Origin of the sequence: Paraburkholderia sp. CNPSo 3272 (assembly GCF_024206495.1) — a bacterium.
GTDB lineage: Bacteria > Pseudomonadota > Gammaproteobacteria > Burkholderiales > Burkholderiaceae > Paraburkholderia.
Genome location: NZ_JAMBPQ010000004.1, coordinates 86,805 through 105,503, shown reverse-complemented (window position 1 = coordinate 105,503; position 18,699 = coordinate 86,805). Strand labels below are relative to the sequence as shown.

Sequence of the window (18,699 nt, the reverse complement as noted above, 5' to 3'; positions counted from 1 at the left end):
GCTACTTAGACCTTGAACGGATGACGCAGCAGGATCGTTTCGTCGCGATCCGGGCCGGTCGAAACCATGTCGATCGGCACACCGGCGACTTCCTGCACGCGCGTGAGGTACGCCTGCGCGCTCTTGGGCAGCGCGTCGAACTGCGTGACGCCGATGGTGCTTTCGTTCCAGCCTTCGAACGTCTCGTAGACCGGTTCGCACGCGGCCACTTGCGAAGCGCCGCGCGGGAGAATGTCCACGTCCTGGCCAGCCACCTTGTAGCCGACGCAGAGCTTCACTTCGTCGAGACCGTCGAGCACGTCGAGCTTCGTAATGCACAGACCCGTCACGCCATTGATCTGGATCGAGCGGCGCAGCGCGGCGGCGTCGAGCCAGCCGGTGCGACGCGGACGGCCGGTGACCGAACCGAATTCCTTGCCGACCTTCGCGAGCGTGAGGCCCACTTCTTCCTGGCGATCGGCGTTGTCGGCGTCGTACAGCTCGCTCGGGAACGGGCCCGAACCGACGCGCGTGCAGTACGCCTTGGTGATGCCGAGCACGTAGTTGAGCTTTTGCGGACCCACGCCCGCGCCAGCCGACGCTGCGCCCGCGACGCAGTTGCTCGACGTGACGAACGGATAGGTGCCGTGGTCGATGTCGAGCAGCGTGCCTTGCGCGCCTTCGAACAGGAGGTTGCCGCCTTCGTGGTTCACGTCATACAGACGACGCGAAACGTCCGTGACCATCGGCTTCAGACGATCGGCGTACGAGAGCATCGTGTCGAGCGTTTGCTGATAGTCGACGGCCGGCGCGCCCAGGTACTGCGTAAGCACGAAGTTGTGATAGTCGAGGTTCTCGCGCAGGCGCTCGGCGAAGGTTTCCGGCTCGAACAGGTCCTGCACGCGCAGGCCGCGGCGCGCCACCTTGTCTTCGTAGGCCGGACCGATGCCGCGACCCGTCGTACCGATCTTCGCGGCGCCGCGCTTGGCTTCGCGCGCCTGGTCGATGGCGATGTGGTACGGCAGGATGAGCGTGGTGGCTTCGGAGATGAACAGACGCTTCTGGACGTCGATGCCCGCTTCTTCGAGCTCGCCGATTTCCTTGAAGAGCGCTTCGGGGGAAAGCACCACGCCGTTGCCGATGTAGCAGGCGACGCCGGCGCGCATGATGCCCGACGGGATCAGCCGGAGAATGGTCTTCTTGCCGCCGATGATGAGCGTATGGCCGGCGTTGTGACCGCCCTGGAAACGCACCACGCCTTGAGCGTGGTCCGTCAGCCAGTCGACGATCTTGCCCTTGCCCTCATCGCCCCATTGGGTGCCCACGACGACGACATTGCGCCCCGGGGTTACATTCACTGCGCTGGCAGACATGGTGTTTCGTTAGCTGGTTAAAAACGTATTCTACCTGGGTTCAGCGGCAAGGCCGCCTTTTTTTCCCGAAATTCGGGGAATTTCCTTTTGCACTCAACGGCATGCGCGATGTGAAGCGTGCTTTGGCGCCCTCGCGCGCAGGCTTGCCGGGCGGCGCGAATGGCCGCCCGAGTGCGGTATCAGGCGCGCTTTTCGACGACCCAGACGCCGTCGCGCTCGACCAGCACGCGGTCGCACGCGAACTCGTCCATGTCGTGTTCGTGGCCTGGCAGCGCCTGAATCACGACCTCGCCCGCATCGCGCAGCGCGGCGACCGCGGTGCGCAGCGCTTCGTCATGGCGCCACGGCGCGAGGATCGCGCTGCTGCGTGCTTCGACCGGCGAAATACGCGCCACTTCGCGCAAATCGAGCGAGAAGCCGGTTGCCGCGCGGGCACGCCCGTAAGCCTGACCCACCTTGTCGTAACGGCCGCCGCGGGCCACGGCGTTCGGCACGCCGTCCACGTAGGCGGAGAACATCACGCCGCTGTGATACGCGTAGCCGCCGAGATCCGCGAGGTCGATCATGAGTTCCGCACCCTCGATCTCGCGCACGAGGAACGCGAGGTCGTCGAGCGCGCGAGCAATGCCCGGTAGCGCCGGCAGACGCGTACGCGCCTCGTCGATCACGCTCGCGTCGCCGTAGAGCGACGGCAGCGCGCGCAAGGCATCGCGCGTGGCGGCTCCAAGGTTTTGCGTGAGTTCCGCGAGACGCGGCACGTCCTTGCCAGCGAGCGCTTCGTACAAAGCATCGCCAAGAGCGGCCGCAGCCGGATCTGCTTCGAAGATCGCCGCGAGCACACCTGCGTGCGACAGGTCGAGGCGCACCTTCGCGAGGCCCGCGAGGCGCAGCGCATCGAGCATCAGCTGCTGGATTTCGAGGTCCGCTTCGAGGCCCGCATGACCGTAGATTTCCGCACCGGTCTGGATCTGTTCGCGCGTGGCGTGCAGACCGCGCGGCAGCGTGTGCAGCACGTTGCCCGCGTAGCACAGGCGCGTCACGCCCTGACGGTTCAGGAGGTGCGCGTCGATGCGCGCAACCTGCGGCGTCATGTCGGCGCGCAGGCCAAGCGTGCGCCCCGAGAGCTGATCGACGAGCTTGAACGTGCGCAGGTTCAGGTCGCGCCCGCTGCCCACCAGCAGCGACTCGAGATACTCGAGCAGCGGCGGCATGACCATTTCGTAGCCATAGGTGCGGAATCGGTCCAGCAGGCGGCGGCGCAGCTCTTCGATCTTGCGCGCTTCGGACGGCAGCACGTCCGCAATATTCTCGGGGAGTAACCAGGTCGACATCGATTGAGTCCTACCACAATGAGGGCCGCGCGCGGCCGAACACCACGCGGCCCGATAATTCGGAATCCGTCAAAAACGCCAATCGCACACCGCATCTGAGGGCGACTGCGGCACGAGGCCGTCAGGTCGCCAGCATCAGCAGGACGAGGCCGAGCCCCATCACGATGAGCCCGCCGATCCTGATGTGATGCGGCGGCCGTTCCGCGATTTTACGGAATGTGTCACGCCACGCCGTCGGAAAGACGAACGGGAACATGCCCTCGATAATCAGCATTAGCGCGATCGCGAGCAAGAGGGAGCCAGCTATGTCCATGCGAAGAAATACGCCGCGCAGTGCGCGGCGCGTATGTCTCGTTTTGTCTAGTGTTTGCGCGCGGTGGCGGAAGCGGAAGCATTATCTGCGCTAGTCGCGCCGCCGTTCGGACCACGCATGAAGCGGAAGAAGTCGCTCGACGAATCGACCACGATGACGTCGCCGGGCCGGAAGCTCTCGCGGTACGCGAGCATGCTCTGATAGAACCGGTAGAAGTCCGGGTCGCGCCCGAACGCCTCGGCGGCAATCGCGGCGGCCCGGCCGTCGCCCTCGCCCTTGATCGCTTGCGTCTGGGCGTAGGCGTCAGCCAGCACGCCCTGCTGCTTGCGCTGCGCGTCGTCCTTGATCTGCTGGGCTTCGGCCGCGCCCTTTTCGCGAATCTCGGCAGCGGCCTGCTCACGCGCGGCGCTCATGCGCTTGAAGACCGTCTGCGCCAGCTCCGGCGGGTAATCGACGCGCGTGAGTTCGATGGCGATCACGTCGATGCCGAGCGGCGCCGCCGTTTGCCTCAGAGCGTCGCGCGCGCCATTGGCGATCGCTTCCTGCTGCGCGAGCGCCTCGGTGAGCGTGACCTTCGAGATCGCGTCGCCGAGCGCGTCGCGCGACAGCGAGGCGAGACGATCGGAAAGCGTCTGCGCATCGCCCTTGGTCGCCGCGAAGAGCTTAAGCGGATCGGAAATGCGATAGCGCACGACCGGGTTCACGAGCAGCTCGGTCTTGTCCGAGGTCGTATAGCGGTCGGCTTCGGGCGCATCGAACGCCTGAATGCGCGTGTCGATGAACGTGACGGTCTGGAACGGCGGCGGCAGCTTCACATGCAGCCCGGGCCCGGCGAGCGCGGCATTGGCCCCGCCCGACGAAGAAATGATGGCGACGTGGCGCGGATCGACCATGAAGACGGCCGACGACGCAACCAGCACGACAACCACGACGGCAACGACGAGCGCAATGATCTTGTTCATATCGGCGCGCCCCTTATTGCACGTCGCTTTCGCGCCCGCGCGAGCGGAACGCATCGCGCGAACGGAAGGCGTCGCTCGCGGCGGCTACCGCGTCGCTGGCCGTGGTTGCGGGAGCCGCGCCTTGCTGCTGCGAGCCCTGCTGCTGTGCGCCCGGTTGGGCCCCCGGCTGTACGCCCGACTGCGCGCCCTGCTGCGAGTCGCTGCCCGCTGCCGGCGCGGAAGCGGCGTTGGCGTCCGAAGCCGCGGCTGCCGCTGCCGCACCGGCACCCGAGGACGCAGCCGCGCCCGTTGCGCCCGCCGCTACGGCGGCGCGCTGACGCGTCGTATCGACGAGCTTGTCGAGCGGCAGATAAATCACGTTGTTGCCCGACTTGCTGTCGACGAACACCTTCGTCGCGTTCGAATAGATGTGTTGCATCGTCTCGAGATACATGCGCTCGCGAATCACAGCCGGCGCCTTCGCATATTGTTCGTAGACCTGCGTGAAGCGCTGCGCGTCGCCCTGCGCCTGCGAAACCACGCGTTCGCTGTACGCCCTGGCTTCGTCGACGAGACGCGCCGCCTCGGTCTGCGCGCGCGGCAGCAGCTGGTCGGCATAGGCCTGCGCGTCGCGCTTCGCGCGATCGCGGTCCTGGCGCGCCTTGGCTTCGTCGTCGAGTGCGGCCTGCACCTGATCGGGTGCCGAGACGCTCTGGATCGCGACGCCGGTCACGCCGAGGCCCGTCTTGTACTCGTCGAGCGAGTGCTGGATCGTGTCCGCAAGCTGGGCGCGAATCGGCTCGCGGTCCGCGTACAGCATGTCGTTCGTGCTGCGCGCGCCCACCACGGTGCGCACCGCCGCCTGGGCGGCCTGTGTCACGGTGAGGTCGGGATCGACGCTGCGGAACAGATAGTCGGTCGGCTGCTTGACCTGGTACTGCACGGTCAGGCGCACGTTGAGAATGTCGCCGTCATGCGTGATGACCGCGGCGTCCTTCACATTTGCCGGACGCACGAGGTTGCTGCGGCCGATCTCGACGGTGCGGATCTGACCGATATTGACGATTTCGTGAGTCTGGAACGGATACGGCATGCGCCAGTGCACGCCCTGGCCAACCGTGTGGCGATACTGGCCGAACTGCAGCACGACGCCGGCCTGGCCTTCCTGAACGACGAACACGCCGCTGCCCACGTAGATCGCGATGAGCACGCCAAGCACGATGCCCACGCCGATACGGGCGCCATGGCCATTGTCCGGGCGCGTTCCGAAGCCGCCCGGGCCCTTGCCCTTGCGGCCGAAGAACGCGGACACGCGGCGGTTGAAGTCGCGCCACATTTCGTCAAGGTCCGGCGGACCGTCGCCCTTGTCGCCGTTGCCACCCTTGTTGCCGTTATTGCCCGGCGGGCGGCGCCCGTCGTCAGAACGCTGACCATTGCCGTCGCCTCGCCCCCAACGCGGGTCGTTCAGCGAGAAAATGGCGCGCGCGCGCTGCCAGCCAGTCCGCTTGTTGTAATCGTTCACCTGTGTTCGTTCACCAGAGTAGACAGCGGGTCAATTGCGTGCGGATTCCATCGGAGCCGCTGGGCCGGCCTTGCGTGCAAGACACTGCCGGGCGCGCCTTTAGCGCCCGTGTTCGGGTTCCCAGCGAGGTTCTTCCTGCACCGCGCTCCAGTCTGCGGCCAGGGACTGCGGCGCATCGGCAAGCGGCTCGGCAGTCGCGATTTCGGCGATGGCGGAGCGCAGCGCATCCAGTCCGACACCTGTGCGGGCGCTCAAAAAGACGCGCGAAATATTACCATATTCATCACGCTCGACCGTTCCGCCGCGGGCCGCCAGTTCCGGCACGGCGTCGATCTTGTTGAAGACGAGCACCTGGCGGATCGTGTCCGCGCCGATATCGTGCAGCACCCCGTTCACCTGATCGATTTGATCGAGGCGCACGGCGCTCGACGCGTCCACCACGTGCAGCAGCAGGTCGGCCTGCACCGTTTCCTGCAGCGTCGCGCGAAACGCAGCGACGAGCTGGTGAGGCAGTTCGCGGATGAACCCGACCGTATCGGACAGGACGATCTGCCCCACTTCGTCGCCGAGCCAGACGCGCCGCGAGGTCGTGTCGAGCGTCGCGAACAGCTGGTCGGCGGCGTAGGCCTGCGCTTTCGTGAGCGCGTTGAAGAGCGTGGACTTGCCCGCGTTCGTATAGCCCACCAGCGACACCGACATCGTGCGGTTGCGCTCGCGCTGACGCCGCTGCGTGCCGTGCTGGCGACGCAGCTTCGCAAGCTTGCCTTGCAGCATCTTGATGCGCTCGCCGATGAGCCGGCGGTCGGTTTCGAGCTGCGTTTCACCCGGGCCGCGCAGGCCGATACCGCCCTTCTGGCGCTCGAGGTGAGTCCAGGCGCGCACGAGGCGCGTGGCGAGGTATTGGAGCTGCGCGAGTTCGACCTGCAGTTTGCCTTCGTGGCTGCGGGCACGCTGGGCGAAGATGTCGAGGATGAGGCTCGTGCGGTCGACCACGCGGCGATTGAGCGCGCGCTCCAGATTACGTTGCTGGGCGGGCGACAGCGCGTGATTGAAAATGACGATTTCGATGTCGTTCGCCTCACAGGCGAGACGCAGTTCCTCGGCCTTGCCGCTGCCGATGAACATGGCGGCGTCGGGGCTGGAGCGTCGCCCGGTGAGCGTGACAGCAGGAGTGGCGCCCGCGCTTTTGGCGAGCAGGGCGAGTTCTTCGAGACTGGCTTCGAACTCGGTCTTGCCGAAGTCGATGCCGACGAGCGCGGCGTTGATCAAATTAGAGGATGTCAAAATGAAAGCGGCCGGACCAGAGCAGCCTGCGAGGCGCCCCGGGCCGGCCGCGTCATGGGTCAGGACGCTTCCGTATCCGGGTGGAAGTTCACCGGACGGGCCGGAACCACCGTGGAGATGGCGTGCTTGTAAACCATTTGCGTAACCGTATTACGGAGCAACACGACGTACTGGTCGAACGATTCGATGTTCCCTTGAAGCTTGATGCCGTTGACCAGATAGATCGAAACAGGCACGTGCTCCTTGCGCAGCGCGTTCAGAAACGGGTCTTGTAACAATTGCCCTTTGTTGCTCATAGCAAACTCCGTATTTTTTTGCAGGTTTAACTTATATTGGGGTGAAGAAAAAGAAATCCACCACCAATCGCTACACTATAGCTGATTCTCGTTCCCCCGCGCGGTTCCTGGCGGTTCGGCCAGGAGGCCTTTGCGGGGTAGCGAACGCTATTCAGCAACAGCCTAGTTTTTCTCTGTATAGGGATTCGTCGAGGAGCGAAACTCTATGCGCAATGGAGTGCCAGTGAGCGAGAAAGTTTCCCGGAAGCGGTTCTCCAGATAGCGCTTGTAGGTCTCCGTCACGGCGTCGAGTGCGTTGCCGTGAATGACGATGATGGGCGGGTTCTGTCCCCCTTGGTGCGCGTAGCGCAGCTTCGGACGCACCGGGCCGCGGCGGCGCGGCTGCTGGAACTCCACAGCTTCGATGAGCGCGCGCGTGAGCTTCGGCGTCGGCAGCTTCGCCATGGCGGCGGCGTACGCGTCGTCCACCGAGCGCATCAGCGGACCGATGCCGAACTTTTCAGTCGCCGAGATGAAGCGCATTTCCGCGAAGTCGAGGAACTTCAGCTTGCGCTGAAGGTGGTGCTTGGTGCGCTCGCGCGCGTGGTCGTCCATGCCGTCCCACTTGTTCACGCCCACCACGAGCGCGCGGCCTTGTTCCACCACGAAGCCCGCTATATGCGCGTCCTGGTCCGAGATTTCCTGCTGCGCATCGAGCAGCAGAATCACCACGTTGGCATCGGCGATCGACTGCAGCGTCTTCACCACCGAGAACTTCTCGATCGCTTCGAATACCTTGCCGCGGCGGCGCAGACCCGCCGTGTCGATCAGCGTGTACTTCTTGCCGTTACGCTCGAAATCCACATAGATCGAATCGCGCGTCGTGCCGGGCATGTCGAACGCGATCACGCGGTCTTCGCCGATCAGCGTGTTGACGAGCGTCGACTTGCCCACGTTCGGGCGGCCGACGATTGCGATCTTGATGCCGTGCTTTGCGGCGTCCTCTTCGCTCTCCTCGGGCTGGTCGGCGTACGCCTTTTCAAGCGCCTCGTTGATCATTTCCGTCACGCCGTCGCCGTGCGCCGCGGAAATCGCGCGCGGGTCGCCGAGACCGAGTTCGTAGAAGTCGGCGGCCACGGCGCTGTACTTCATGCCTTCGGCCTTGTTGACGACGAGGAAGATCGGCCGGCCGGTCTTGCGCAGGTAGTCGGCGATGTGCTTGTCCTGCGGCGCGAGGCCATTGCGGCCGTCGCAAATGAACACGACGATATCGGCCTCTTCCACGGCCTGGCGCGTCTGGCGCGCCATCTCGTGCAGGATGCCGTCCTTGGCGACCGGCTCGAAGCCGCCGGTGTCGACCACGAGATACGGGCGATCGCCCGTGCGCCCTTCACCGTAGTGACGGTCGCGCGTGAGGCCCGGCAGGTCGGCCACCAGCGCATCGCGCGAACGCGTGAGCCGGTTGAACAGCGTGGATTTCCCCACATTGGGGCGCCCGACGAGGGCGATTACGGGTTTCATCTGATCTTTTCTACAGTAAGGCGCAGCGCCGGAGAGTCCGGCGCGCTGCGCGGCACGCCCCGCGCCTGCGGGGCTGCATCAGTTGCAAATTATCACGAAATTCACGGGCCGGGCCGCGGCCCAGAGCCGAAAGCGCGGCGCGACCGGGGCTGGACGCCGCGCAACCGCCGGGCGGCGGCAACGGTACACGGCGGGGTCGTGCACGCCGCCATCCCAAAATGCGCATGGCCGGCTTGAGCCGGCCAGCGGTCGACGCATCGGAACCTGCGGGTTCCAGCGCCTCCTGCACCTGCATCCATCAGAGCGCCGCTCGTAAGGCGGCGCCGCAAACGACGTTTAATGCGGACGCAGACCGTACAGGTCGCCGTCCTTCGTCTGTACGACCAGTGTGTTGCCAGCGAGCACCGGCGCGGCCGTGATCGGGCTGCCGTCGGTCTTCACGCGCGAGACGAAGCTGCCGTCGTCGAGCGAGAGGAAATGCACGTAGCCCTGAAAGTCGCCGAGCACGACCGCGTGGCCCAGCACGGCGGGCACGCTCACGTCGCGGCTCTTGAGCTTCTCGTTCGTCCAGGTCGGCTCGCCCGTCGAAACGCTGAAGGCCTTCACGACCGACCAGTCGTCGCCGCCCACCACCGTGGTTTCATCCTGCGCGATGCCGCTCGTGCTCGAGAACGGCTTTTGCCACATCGGACGGCCGGAATTGGCGTCGAAGCAGCCAAGCTGACCCTGGAACGTGACCGCGCAGGTCGTCGCGCCTACCAGCGTCGGCGGACCGCTCACGTCGTTGATGCGCTCGACTTCCGTCACACCCTTCGGGTACGAAACCGGCGTTTCCCAGAAAGCGTCGCCGCTTTGCAGGTTGATCGCCGCGAACGAGCCGCCCGGGAAACCGGCCAGCACGGCCTGTTCGCCCGCGAACGTCATGCCCGCCGAAACGCGCAGGTTCAGCGGCACGGCGCGGTTGCGGTAGATCCACTTCTGTTCGCCCGTCTGACCGCTGAAGGCGACGATCTGACCGTCGATCGTGCGCACGATCACGAGCCCGTTGCCGACGAGCGGCGGCGAGATGATCTCGCCCGGCGCCTTGGCCTGCCACGAGAGCTTGCCGTTCGAGTCGAGCACGTAGACGTCGCCCTTCAGGCCGCCGACCGCCGTGAGATTGCCGTCGCTGCCCACGCCTGCCGAGAGGTCGTCCTTGAGCTTGGTGCGCCAGACGTCCTTGCCCGATGCGGCGTCGATCTTCGCGATAGAGCCGTTTTCGCCGGCCGCGTAGACGGCGTCGCCCACGGCGACCGGCGCGAACAGATAGCGGCCCGACTTGCCGACACTCGACTTCCACACCTGCTGGACGTCCAGCGCCGGCTTGAATTCGGTCAGCGGCACCGGCACGCGGCGCACGTCTTTCGTCGATGAGCAGGCTGCGAGAGCCAGGACGGTCATCGCGAGAGCGACGGGCACAACGGTTCGTTTCAGCAGATTCATCGGTGAACGACGCATGAATGAAGTTGGTTTGAATGGTTTCGCAATGCTGCGCTCACGCCCGGCACGCTGCGCAATCCAGCCGGCCACTTAGCCGCCGAGCGCATCCAGCTTGAACTGGATCAGCTGACGCTCGGAAGCGTCGCTCTTCGGCAGGCTGTCGAGGGCCAGCTTGTAGGCCGCGCGCGCGTCGTCGCGCTTGCCGGCCGCGGCCAGCAGATCGCCGCGACCGTCGGCTACGATGCCCTTGAACGGACCCGAATCGGGTTGCGGAATCAGCGCGAGGCCCTGATCGTAGGCCTTTTCGTCGAGCAGGAGCGAAGCGAGACGCAGCTTCGCGATCTGGCGGAATTCGTCGTCCTTCGCGTGGTCGGCAGCCCATTGCAGCTGCGCCTTCGCGCCGGCCGTGTCGCCCGCCATATAGAGCGCCTTGGCCACGCCGAGCGCTGTCATTTGCGCGTACGCCGTGCCGCCGAAGCGATCTTCCATGTCGGACGCCACTCTCGTGAGCATGGCCTTGTCGCTGCTGTTCGCGGCCTGCTGCACCTGGTCGTACAGCACGGCGGCTTCGGCCGCCTGGCGGCGCTGCCAGAAGTTCCAGCCGTTCCACGCTGCCAGCGCGAGCAGAACGATCAGCACGACCCACGTAGCGGCGTTACCCCACTGCCCCCACCATGCCTTGAAGCTCTCGATCGATTCCTGTTCGTCGTGGTAACTCATCGCGTAGCGATTCCTCGTTTATTCTGAAGCCTGTTTTCGAATGCGCAGCGACCTGGGCAGCCCCACCGGGGCGGCCCCATTAGTCGTCGCCGTCTTCGGCGGATGCAACCATCGCATTGATCAGATATTCGGTCAAGTCCTCAAGCGCTACCGTTTGTTGCTCGCTGCGGGCCTCAGCGGCCGTGCCGCGCAGCGCCTTCACACCGGCCTCACCCCGCGCGACTTCGTCCTCGCCAAGTACCACGGCAAAGGCCGCGCCGCTGGCATCCGCGCGCTTCATCTGCGACTTGAAGCTCGCGCTCTGACCGTCGGCGCTGCAATGCAAGATAACGTCGAGGCCCGTATCGCGCAGACGCTCCGCCACGATGAACGCCTTCTCGCGCGCGGCTTCGCCCTGGTGGACAACGTAGACGTCGCAACCATCTTCTTCGGGCACGAGGTCTTCTTCCTTGAGCAGTTCGAGAATGCGCTCGATGCCCATGGCCCAGCCGCACGCTGCCGTCGGCTTGCCGCCCAGTTGCTCGATAAGCGGATCGTAACGGCCGCCGGCCGCGACGGTGCCCTGCGCGCCGAGCTTGTCGGTCACCCACTCGAACACGGTCAGATTGTAGTAATCGAGACCGCGCACGAGACGCGGGTTGATCTTGAACGGAATGTTGTTCGACTTGAGAATGCGCTGCAGCCCTTCGAAGTGCGCGAGCGAAGCCTCGCCGAGGAAGTCGATCAGCTTCGGCGCCTTGTCCGCGATCTCCTGCAGCGCGGGATTCTTCGTGTCGAGCACGCGCAGCGGATTCGTGTAGAGACGGCGCTTGCCGTCTTCGTCGAGCAGATCGACGTGCTGCTCGAGATACTTGATCAGCTCGACGCGATGCGCCGCACGCTCTTCGGCCACGCCGAGCGAGTTGATCTCGAGCTTGATGCCGGTGAGGCCGAGATCGTCCCAGAGGCGTTGGCACATCAGGATGATTTCAGCGTCCGCATCGGGGCCCGCGAAACCGAGCGCCTCGACGCCCACCTGATGGAACTGGCGATAGCGGCCGCGCTGCGGACGCTCGTGACGGAACATCGGGCCGATGTACCAAAGGCGCTTCGGACCGTCGTAGAGCATGTTGTGCTCGATCGACGCGCGCACGGCAGCCGCCGTGCCTTCCGGGCGCAGCGTGAGATTCTCGCCGTTGAGCGCGTCGGTGAAGCTGTACATCTCCTTCTCGACGATGTCGGTCACCTCGCCGATGCCGCGCGTGAACAGTTGCGTATGCTCGACGATCGGCGTGCGGATATTTTGATAGCCGTACGAACGAAGCAGCGACTTCACCGTGGTTTCGAAGAACTCCCACAGCCCTGCCTCCTGCGGCAGGATGTCGTTCATGCCCTTCACGCCCGAGAGCTTTTCGGGCTTGCGTTTTTGTTCAGTCATTGCGTTGCGAATTGGCTTTATGCGGTTGTGCGTATCGAGCTGGAAGCGAACTACAAACGGATCGACCCGCTTGCTCAGTTCGTCGCCTCGGCCTTGCCGTACTTGCGCGCGACGTAGTCGCTCACGATCTGCTGGAATTCTTCGGCGATGCGCTCGCCGCGCAGCGTCTTCACCTTCTCGCCGTCGATGAAGACCGGCGCCGCGGGGTTTTCGCCCGAGCCCGGCAGGCTGATGCCGATGTTCGCGTGCTTCGACTCGCCCGGACCGTTCACGATGCAGCCCATCACGGCGACGTTCATCGTCTCGACGCCCGGATACTCGTCGCGCCACAGCGGCATCTGCGCGCGCAAATAGCTCTGGATCTGCGAAGCCAGCTCCTGGAACAGCGTGCTGGTCGTGCGGCCGCAGCCGGGACACGCGATGACCATCGGCGTGAACGAGCGCAGGCCCATGGTCTGCAGGATTTCCTGGCCGACCACGACTTCGCCCGTGCGCGCGCCGCCCGGTTCCGGCGTGAGCGAGATGCGGATGGTGTCGCCGATCCCCTGCTGCAGCAGCACGGAAAGCGCCGCCGTCGAAGCGACGATGCCCTTCGAGCCCATGCCCGCTTCCGTGAGGCCCAGGTGCAGCGCGAAATCGCAACGCTTCGCGAGTTCCTGGTAGACGGCGATCAGGTCCTGCACGCCGCTCACCTTGCACGACAGGATGATCTTGTCGCGACCGAGACCGAGTTCGACCGCGCGTTCCGCCGAGCCGATGGCCGACTGGATGAGCGCTTCGTACATCACGCTTTGCGCTTCCCACGGCTCCTTGCGCGCGCCGTTCTCGTCCATCATGCGCGCGAGCAGGTCCTGGTCGAGGCTGCCCCAGTTCACGCCGATACGCACCGGCTTGTCGTACTTGATGGCCGCTTCGATCATCTGCGCGTACTGCGTGTCGCGCTTCGCGCCCTGGCCCACGTTGCCCGGGTTGATGCGGTACTTCGACAGCGACTCTGCGCAGGCGGGATAGTCGCGCAGCAGCAGATGGCCGTTGTAATGGAAGTCGCCCACGAGCGGCACCATGACGCCCATGCGGTCGAGCTGTTCGCGGATATGCGGCACGGCCGCCGCCGCTTCCGGCGTGTTCACCGTGATGCGCACGAGCTCCGACCCCGCCTGCGCGAGTTCCTTGATCTGAATTGCGGTGCCGATGGGGTCCGCGGTGTCGGTGTTGGTCATCGACTGCACGCGCACCGGCGCGTCGCCGCCGATCGTCACCAGCTGGCCGCCCCAGCGCACATGCACGGCATGCGACTTGCGGCGCGGCGCGTGGCCGCCGAGAACCGGCTCGTTCGAGCAGATCTGACTGTTGCTGGTCGAGGATTGCGTTTCGCTTAGCATCGAAAAACCTATTTACGCCTCACGCGCACTAGCGCCGGCTAGCCGGCGGCGGCACTGCGTGAATTGAAAAAGCGTCGCGGCCGGCAATGAGACTTGCCTGGCCGCGACGCATGCCATGTCCTGATCAGGGCAGCACGAAGCGCGCGACATTGCCTCGCGCCGACGCGTACTTCGACGTGTCGACCGGCTGGCCGTCGATGGTCATCGACTCGATGCCGGCCTTGTTGCCCACGGTGACCTTGAGCGGCTCGGTGCCGGTGATCTCACGCGCGTCGCTGCCGTGAATCATGCCCGAGAACACTTCCTTGCCATCCTTCTGGCGCACGCTGACCCAGGTGTCCTGCGTCACGCGGATCGCGAACGTCGAGGTGTCGGCGCCGTTGTCGACTGCCGCGCTCTGCGCTGCCGCTGCGGCCGGCGCGCTCGCCGCCTGGGCGCGCGCAGCGCTGGCCGCGTTGGCAACGGCCGACGCCGGCGCAGCGCTTGCAGCCGCGGGCTTCGCGGCCTGCGGTGCCGGTAGCGTCGCTTGCGGCGCGGGTTGCGCAGCTTGCGGCGCCGGTTGCGCAGCTTGCGGTGCGCTCGCCGCAGCGCCTTGATCGGGCGCCGCGTTGGCGTTGTCGCCCGCATCGTTTGCGTCACCGGCCTGCGGCGCCGCGGACTGATCCGCTCCCTGGGTGGCCGATGCATCTGCGCTGCCGGTTGCCACGCCCTGCTGGACCGTCGGCGAAGATGCGCCCGTCTGCACGCTCGCGCCGTTCGCCATCGCCTTCAGGCGTGCAAACCAGGCCGACGATTCGCCACTGTTCGTGTGCCACATGGAAATCGCGAGCACCGCGATCACGATGATCGCCACGCCCCACAACCACGACGCGCGGCGGCGCGGAGCCCGTGCGCCGCTGCCGCCGAGCGAGAGCGAAACGCGGCCGCGCGGGAGATCGGAGCCCGCCGAAGCCGGCATCGACAGATCCGGCTGCGCCATGCCGCGTTCGCGGCGCAGCGCCTGCGTGAACGGCGCGGAATCGGTACCGAGCAGCTTCGCGTAGGCGCGCACCACGCCGAGCGCGAACGTCGTGTCCGGCAGATGGCTGATATCGCCCGCTTCGAGTTCGCGCAGCTTCGACACCGATACCTTAAGCCGCGCCGAGACGTCTTCGATCGCCCAACCCTTGGCCTCGCGCAGCTGCGCAAGGCGCGCACCGGCCGCGGCCAGCGTGTCGGGCACTGCCTGCACCGGCGAAGGTGTGGCGCCCGGCGCCGAACGACCTGCGTTGCTGTCAGTTCCGTCTGTCCCGAAAGGGTGCTGCGGCTCGCTCATCCCAAAGTCCTTGCGTCGATTCTTTTCATTACTGGAACCGGTCGGGCGCGTCCCGCCCCGCCTCTAGCCGATTCGCAGACCGTTTATAACAAAATGCGCGGCCAGTGTGCCGCTTCCGATCGCTTCTGCAACGTTTCTTTTACTACTGCCTACGACCGCGCGTTTCCCCGCACGCTGCCGTGGGCCCTCCTCATGCCGGCTCAGTGCCGAACCGGCCGTACTTCGATGACCTTGCCCGTGCCCCGGCCCATGCGCTCAGCAAGGCGCGTGCGGTCCTTCACCTCGCCAGCGAGCTGGCCGCAGGCCGCGTCAATGTCATCGCCGCGCGTCTTGCGCACGGTCGTGACGACGCCCGCATCCATCAGAATCTGCGCGAAGCGCTTGATCTGGTCCGATTTCGAGCGTAGCAAGCCCGATTCGGGGAACGGATTAAATGGAATCAGATTGAACTTGCAAGGCACGTCCCGCGTCACGGCAAGCAATTCTCGCGCGTGCTTTTCGGTGTCGTTGACGCCGTCGAGCATGCAGTACTCGAACGTGATGAAGTCGCGCGGCGCGACTTCCAGGTAGCGCTGGCACGCCGCCATCAGCTCGCGCAGCGGGTACTTGCGGTTGAGCGGCACGAGTTCGTCTCGCAGCGCGTCGTTCGGTGCATGCAAGGAAACGGCGAGCGCCACGGGCAGTTCGGCCCCGAGGCGGTCCATCATCGGCACGACTCCCGACGTGGAAAGCGTGACGCGCCGACGCGACAGGCCATAGGCGTTGTCGTCGAGCATCAGGCGCATGGCGGGCACGACCGCGTCGTAGTTCAGAAGCGGCTCGCCCATCCCCATCATCACGACGTTCGTGATGACGCGTTCGCCCTTGCCGTCACCGCCGGTCGCACGGCCTCCGCGATTTTCGACTGCGTCGCCCAAAAGCGAAGCGCGCAGGGCGAACTCCGCCATGCGCAGCTGGCCGATGATTTCGGCGGTGGTGAGGTTGCGTGAAAAACCTTGCTTGCCGGTGGAGCAAAACCGGCAGTTGACCGCGCATCCCGCCTGCGAGGACACACACAGCGTGCCGCGATTGTCTTCCGGGATGAACACGGTTTCGACCGCGTTGCCGTTGCCGACGTCCACGAGCCATTTGCGCGTGCCGTCGGAGGAAACGTTGTCGCTGACGATGCCGGGCATGCCGATGATGGCGCGCCCTTTGAGCTTCTCGCGCAGCGATTTGGCGAGATCCGTCATGCCGTCGAAGTCGGCGGCGTTGTACTGATGGATCCAGCGCTGAAGCTGTTTAGCGCGAAACGGCTTCTCGCCCAGGCTTTCGCAGTAAGCGACGAGCCCTTGGGCGTCGAGATCGAGAAGGTTGACGGTGGAACTGCTCGTCATATCGAATCCTGCCATTTCAGTGCGAGAGCGCGCTCACCGCCCGCGCTGCCCGGTTGCCTGCGCACTTGCGCGGCATCGGGAACTGGACGGTGAGCGTCATCGCCGTTCGCGACCCTATGCTACTACTGCAGTCTGCTCGCGCCGTGCTTAGCGCGAGTAGACGTTGACTTGCGGGAAGAAGAACGCGACTTCCACGGCTGCCGTTTCAGCGGCGTCCGAGCCGTGCACGGCGTTCGCGTCGATGCTGTCGGCGAAGTCGGCGCGGATCGTGCCCTTCTCAGCCTTCTTCGGATCGGTTGCGCCCATCAGATCGCGGTGCTTCAGGATAGCGTTCTCGCCTTCCAGAACCTGGATCACGACCGGACCCGAGATCATGAAATCGACGAGGTCCTTGAAGAACGGGCGCGCTGCGTGAACAGCATAGAACTTCTCAGCGTCGGCGCGCGAGAGGTGAACCATGCGGGAGGCAATGATCTTCAGGCCAGCGTTTTCGAAGCGGCTGTAGATCTGGCCGATCACGTTCTTCGCCACTGCGTCCGGCTTGATAATCGACAGGGTGCGTTCGATCGCCATAAAAACTCCAGAAAATTAAGAGGTTACAGATTCAAATGAATCCGCAATTGTAGCATGTTCCCATGTATGATTGCGATTGAACCCTCATAGCCCGGCAAACTGGGGCAAATGAGCGCAAGCCGGGCACATGCACTGCGCTGCCGTACCATTCAGAGAGGTTTAAGATTGGCGGCATACGCTGTGCAAACATAACGGAAACTGTGTGGCAACCCGTTGAAACTCTGGGTCGGCGCACTTATCTTATGGGGGAGCGGACCGCGCACTTGCGCGCCCTCACCCACGCGTCTCACGCAAGGAGAAAGCATGAACGAGTATCCCTATAACTTCGGCCGCGGCGGTGCCGTCACCTCGGCGGAGACCCGCAACCGCGTGCTGCGCAACACCTATTGGCTGCTCGCGCTGTCGATGGTGCCGACGGTGCTCGGCGCGTGGGTGGGCGTCGCGACCGGCTTCTCGCTTTTCGCCGCTACCAGCCCGGCCATGAGCCTGCTCGCGTTCTTCGCGATCGCCTTCGGCTTCATGTTCGCCATCGAGCGCACCAAAAACAGCTCGGTCGGTGTGTTCGTGCTGCTCGGCTTCACGTTCTTCATGGGCCTGATGCTCTCGCGCCTGCTGTCGTTCATCCTCGGCTTTTCGAACGGCCCGCAGCTCATCATGCTCGCGTTCGGCGGCACCGGCATCATTTTCACCGCCATGGCCACCATCGCCACGGTCAGCAAGCGTGACTTCTCGGGCCTCGGCAAGTGGCTGTTCATGGGCGTGATCGTGATCCTGCTGGCCGGCGTCGCGAACATGTTCCTGCAGTTGCCCGCGCTGATGCTCACGGTCTCGGTGCTCGCCATCGCGATTTTCTCGGCCTACATGCTGTTCGACGTGCAGCGCGTCGTGAACGGCGGCGAGACGAACTACATCTCGGCCACGCTCGCGATCTATCTGGACCTGTATAACGTGTTCACGAACCTGCTGGCCATCCTCGGCATCTTCGGCGGCAACCGCAACTAAAGCGTAGCCAGATACTGACGGGCATCGACAGATTCCGGCCTTCAGGCAAAAAGCCCATGATTTCCGTCATGGGCTTTTTTTCGTCTATTCGTTTAGCTGTCGCGCCGGCGCGGGACTCAGAGCGCGATCCAGTCGAAACCCTCGGCTTGCGAAGCGACCCCGATTTGCGTCGCGGCATTGCCCAGAACTGCGGCCATCGCCGCGCGCGCGAGCTCCGGCGTGTTGTTCTGCTGGCTCAGGTGCGCAGCAATCAAATGCCGAAGCTTCGCGCGATTGAGCCCGGCGAGGATGCCGCCGGCCGCCTCGTTGTTCAGGTGGCCGTGCGAGCCGCCGATACGCGCCTTGAGTGAAGCCGGATAGCGGCTCGCCGCGAGCATCTCGAGGTCGTGGTTGCATTCGAGCACCAGTGCGTCACAACCGCTCAGCACGTTGCTGATATGCGAGGTCGAGTCGCCGACGTCGGTCAGCACGCCAAGCCGGCTCGCGCCGTCGCTGAACACGAACTGCAGCGGCTCGCGCGCGTCGTGCGGGACCGTGTAGGGCAACACGCCGAGTTCGCCGATCTCGACAGTCTCGTCGCCCCACAACACGTTGAGCTCGACGCCTGCGGCGTCGTCGGCCCCAACGGCCTGCGCCGTGCCCCAGCTCATGTAAAGCGGAATCGACCAGCGGCGCGCCAGCGTAAGCGCGCTGCCGATGTGATCGCTGTGTTCGTGGGTGATGAGAATCGCGCTTAGCGAGTCGGCGGCCAGCCCCGCGCGGGCGAGGCGCCGCTCGACTTCTTTCGCTGAGAATCCGCAGTCGAGCAACACGCGCGTGGGCGTCGTGCCGCTGCCTGCTTCTACGACCAGTGCGTTGCCCTCGCTGCCACTGCCGAGGCTCGCAAATCGCATGTC

At 65.1% G+C, this 18,699-nt stretch carries 17 protein-coding genes; 1 reads left to right on the top strand and 16 read right to left on the bottom strand.

The window, feature by feature from the left end:
• Window positions 1-5 precede the first annotated feature (5 nt).
• From M3I53_RS06735 to ndk, 15 genes are all read right to left on the bottom strand, one after another.
• Entirely contained in the window at window positions 6-1,352 is a 1,347-nt protein-coding gene (locus M3I53_RS06735; protein WP_254315191.1) for an adenylosuccinate synthase, read from the bottom strand.
• 179 nt (window positions 1,353-1,531) lie between these two features.
• Window positions 1,532-2,683 (bottom strand): ATP phosphoribosyltransferase regulatory subunit, encoded by a 1,152-nt coding sequence (locus tag M3I53_RS06730; RefSeq protein WP_254315190.1) that lies wholly within the window; start codon window positions 2,681-2,683, stop codon window positions 1,532-1,534.
• Window positions 2,684-2,804: 121 nt separating this feature from the next.
• Window positions 2,805-2,996 carry a DUF2065 domain-containing protein gene (locus M3I53_RS06725; RefSeq protein WP_028210024.1) on the bottom strand — a complete coding sequence of 64 codons (192 nt, stop codon included), beginning with the start codon at window positions 2,994-2,996 and terminating at the stop codon, window positions 2,805-2,807.
• A 47-nt stretch (window positions 2,997-3,043) separates the two neighbouring features.
• Window positions 3,044-3,958, bottom strand: a complete 915-nt coding sequence (gene hflC, locus M3I53_RS06720) for a protease modulator HflC (protein WP_254315189.1) — start codon at window positions 3,956-3,958, stop codon at window positions 3,044-3,046.
• 13 nt (window positions 3,959-3,971) lie between these two features.
• Complete coding sequence (gene hflK / locus M3I53_RS06715) at window positions 3,972-5,459, bottom strand: FtsH protease activity modulator HflK (RefSeq protein WP_254315188.1); 1,488 nt, start codon at window positions 5,457-5,459, stop codon at window positions 3,972-3,974.
• A gap of 99 nt (window positions 5,460-5,558) precedes the next feature.
• Window positions 5,559-6,728, bottom strand: coding sequence for a GTPase HflX (gene hflX / locus M3I53_RS06710; protein ID WP_254315392.1), 1,170 nt, complete (start codon window positions 6,726-6,728; stop codon window positions 5,559-5,561).
• Between the two features lie 74 nt (window positions 6,729-6,802).
• Window positions 6,803-7,039 carry an RNA chaperone Hfq gene (gene hfq / locus M3I53_RS06705; RefSeq protein ID WP_027793540.1) on the bottom strand — a complete coding sequence of 79 codons (237 nt, stop codon included), beginning with the start codon at window positions 7,037-7,039 and terminating at the stop codon, window positions 6,803-6,805.
• A gap of 162 nt (window positions 7,040-7,201) precedes the next feature.
• A complete protein-coding gene (gene der, locus M3I53_RS06700) occupies window positions 7,202-8,539 on the bottom strand; it encodes a ribosome biogenesis GTPase Der (protein ID WP_028204132.1) in 1,338 nt (445 codons plus the stop codon).
• Between the two features lie 336 nt (window positions 8,540-8,875).
• Entirely contained in the window at window positions 8,876-10,021 is a 1,146-nt protein-coding gene (bamB, locus tag M3I53_RS06695; protein WP_254315187.1) for an outer membrane protein assembly factor BamB, read from the bottom strand.
• Window positions 10,022-10,108: 87 nt separating this feature from the next.
• Window positions 10,109-10,738 (bottom strand): tetratricopeptide repeat protein, encoded by a 630-nt coding sequence (locus M3I53_RS06690; protein ID WP_028204134.1) that lies wholly within the window; start codon window positions 10,736-10,738, stop codon window positions 10,109-10,111.
• Between the two features lie 79 nt (window positions 10,739-10,817).
• Window positions 10,818-12,155, bottom strand: coding sequence for a histidine--tRNA ligase (gene hisS, locus M3I53_RS06685; RefSeq protein ID WP_254315186.1), 1,338 nt, complete (start codon window positions 12,153-12,155; stop codon window positions 10,818-10,820).
• Window positions 12,156-12,229: 74 nt separating this feature from the next.
• The gene (ispG, locus tag M3I53_RS06680; RefSeq protein WP_254315185.1) at window positions 12,230-13,537 is read right to left on the bottom strand and encodes a flavodoxin-dependent (E)-4-hydroxy-3-methylbut-2-enyl-diphosphate synthase; all 1,308 of its coding nucleotides are present in this window, start codon (window positions 13,535-13,537) and stop codon (window positions 12,230-12,232) included.
• 124 nt (window positions 13,538-13,661) lie between these two features.
• The gene (locus tag M3I53_RS06675; RefSeq protein ID WP_254315184.1) at window positions 13,662-14,852 is read right to left on the bottom strand and encodes a helix-turn-helix domain-containing protein; all 1,191 of its coding nucleotides are present in this window, start codon (window positions 14,850-14,852) and stop codon (window positions 13,662-13,664) included.
• A 200-nt stretch (window positions 14,853-15,052) separates the two neighbouring features.
• The gene (rlmN, locus tag M3I53_RS06670; RefSeq protein WP_254315183.1) at window positions 15,053-16,228 is read right to left on the bottom strand and encodes a 23S rRNA (adenine(2503)-C(2))-methyltransferase RlmN; all 1,176 of its coding nucleotides are present in this window, start codon (window positions 16,226-16,228) and stop codon (window positions 15,053-15,055) included.
• A 147-nt stretch (window positions 16,229-16,375) separates the two neighbouring features.
• A complete protein-coding gene (gene ndk / locus M3I53_RS06665; RefSeq protein ID WP_133181406.1) occupies window positions 16,376-16,801 on the bottom strand; it encodes a nucleoside-diphosphate kinase in 426 nt (141 codons plus the stop codon).
• 303 nt (window positions 16,802-17,104) lie between these two features.
• On the opposite strand from ndk, the gene M3I53_RS06660 reads away from it, so the two are divergent.
• Window positions 17,105-17,803 carry a Bax inhibitor-1/YccA family protein gene (locus M3I53_RS06660; protein ID WP_254315182.1) on the top strand — a complete coding sequence of 233 codons (699 nt, stop codon included), beginning with the start codon at window positions 17,105-17,107 and terminating at the stop codon, window positions 17,801-17,803.
• A 116-nt stretch (window positions 17,804-17,919) separates the two neighbouring features.
• Here the strand turns inward: M3I53_RS06660 and M3I53_RS06655 are convergent, their stop codons facing one another.
• Window positions 17,920-18,696 carry an MBL fold metallo-hydrolase gene (locus M3I53_RS06655; protein ID WP_254315181.1) on the bottom strand — a complete coding sequence of 259 codons (777 nt, stop codon included), beginning with the start codon at window positions 18,694-18,696 and terminating at the stop codon, window positions 17,920-17,922.
• Window positions 18,697-18,699 lie beyond the last annotated feature (3 nt).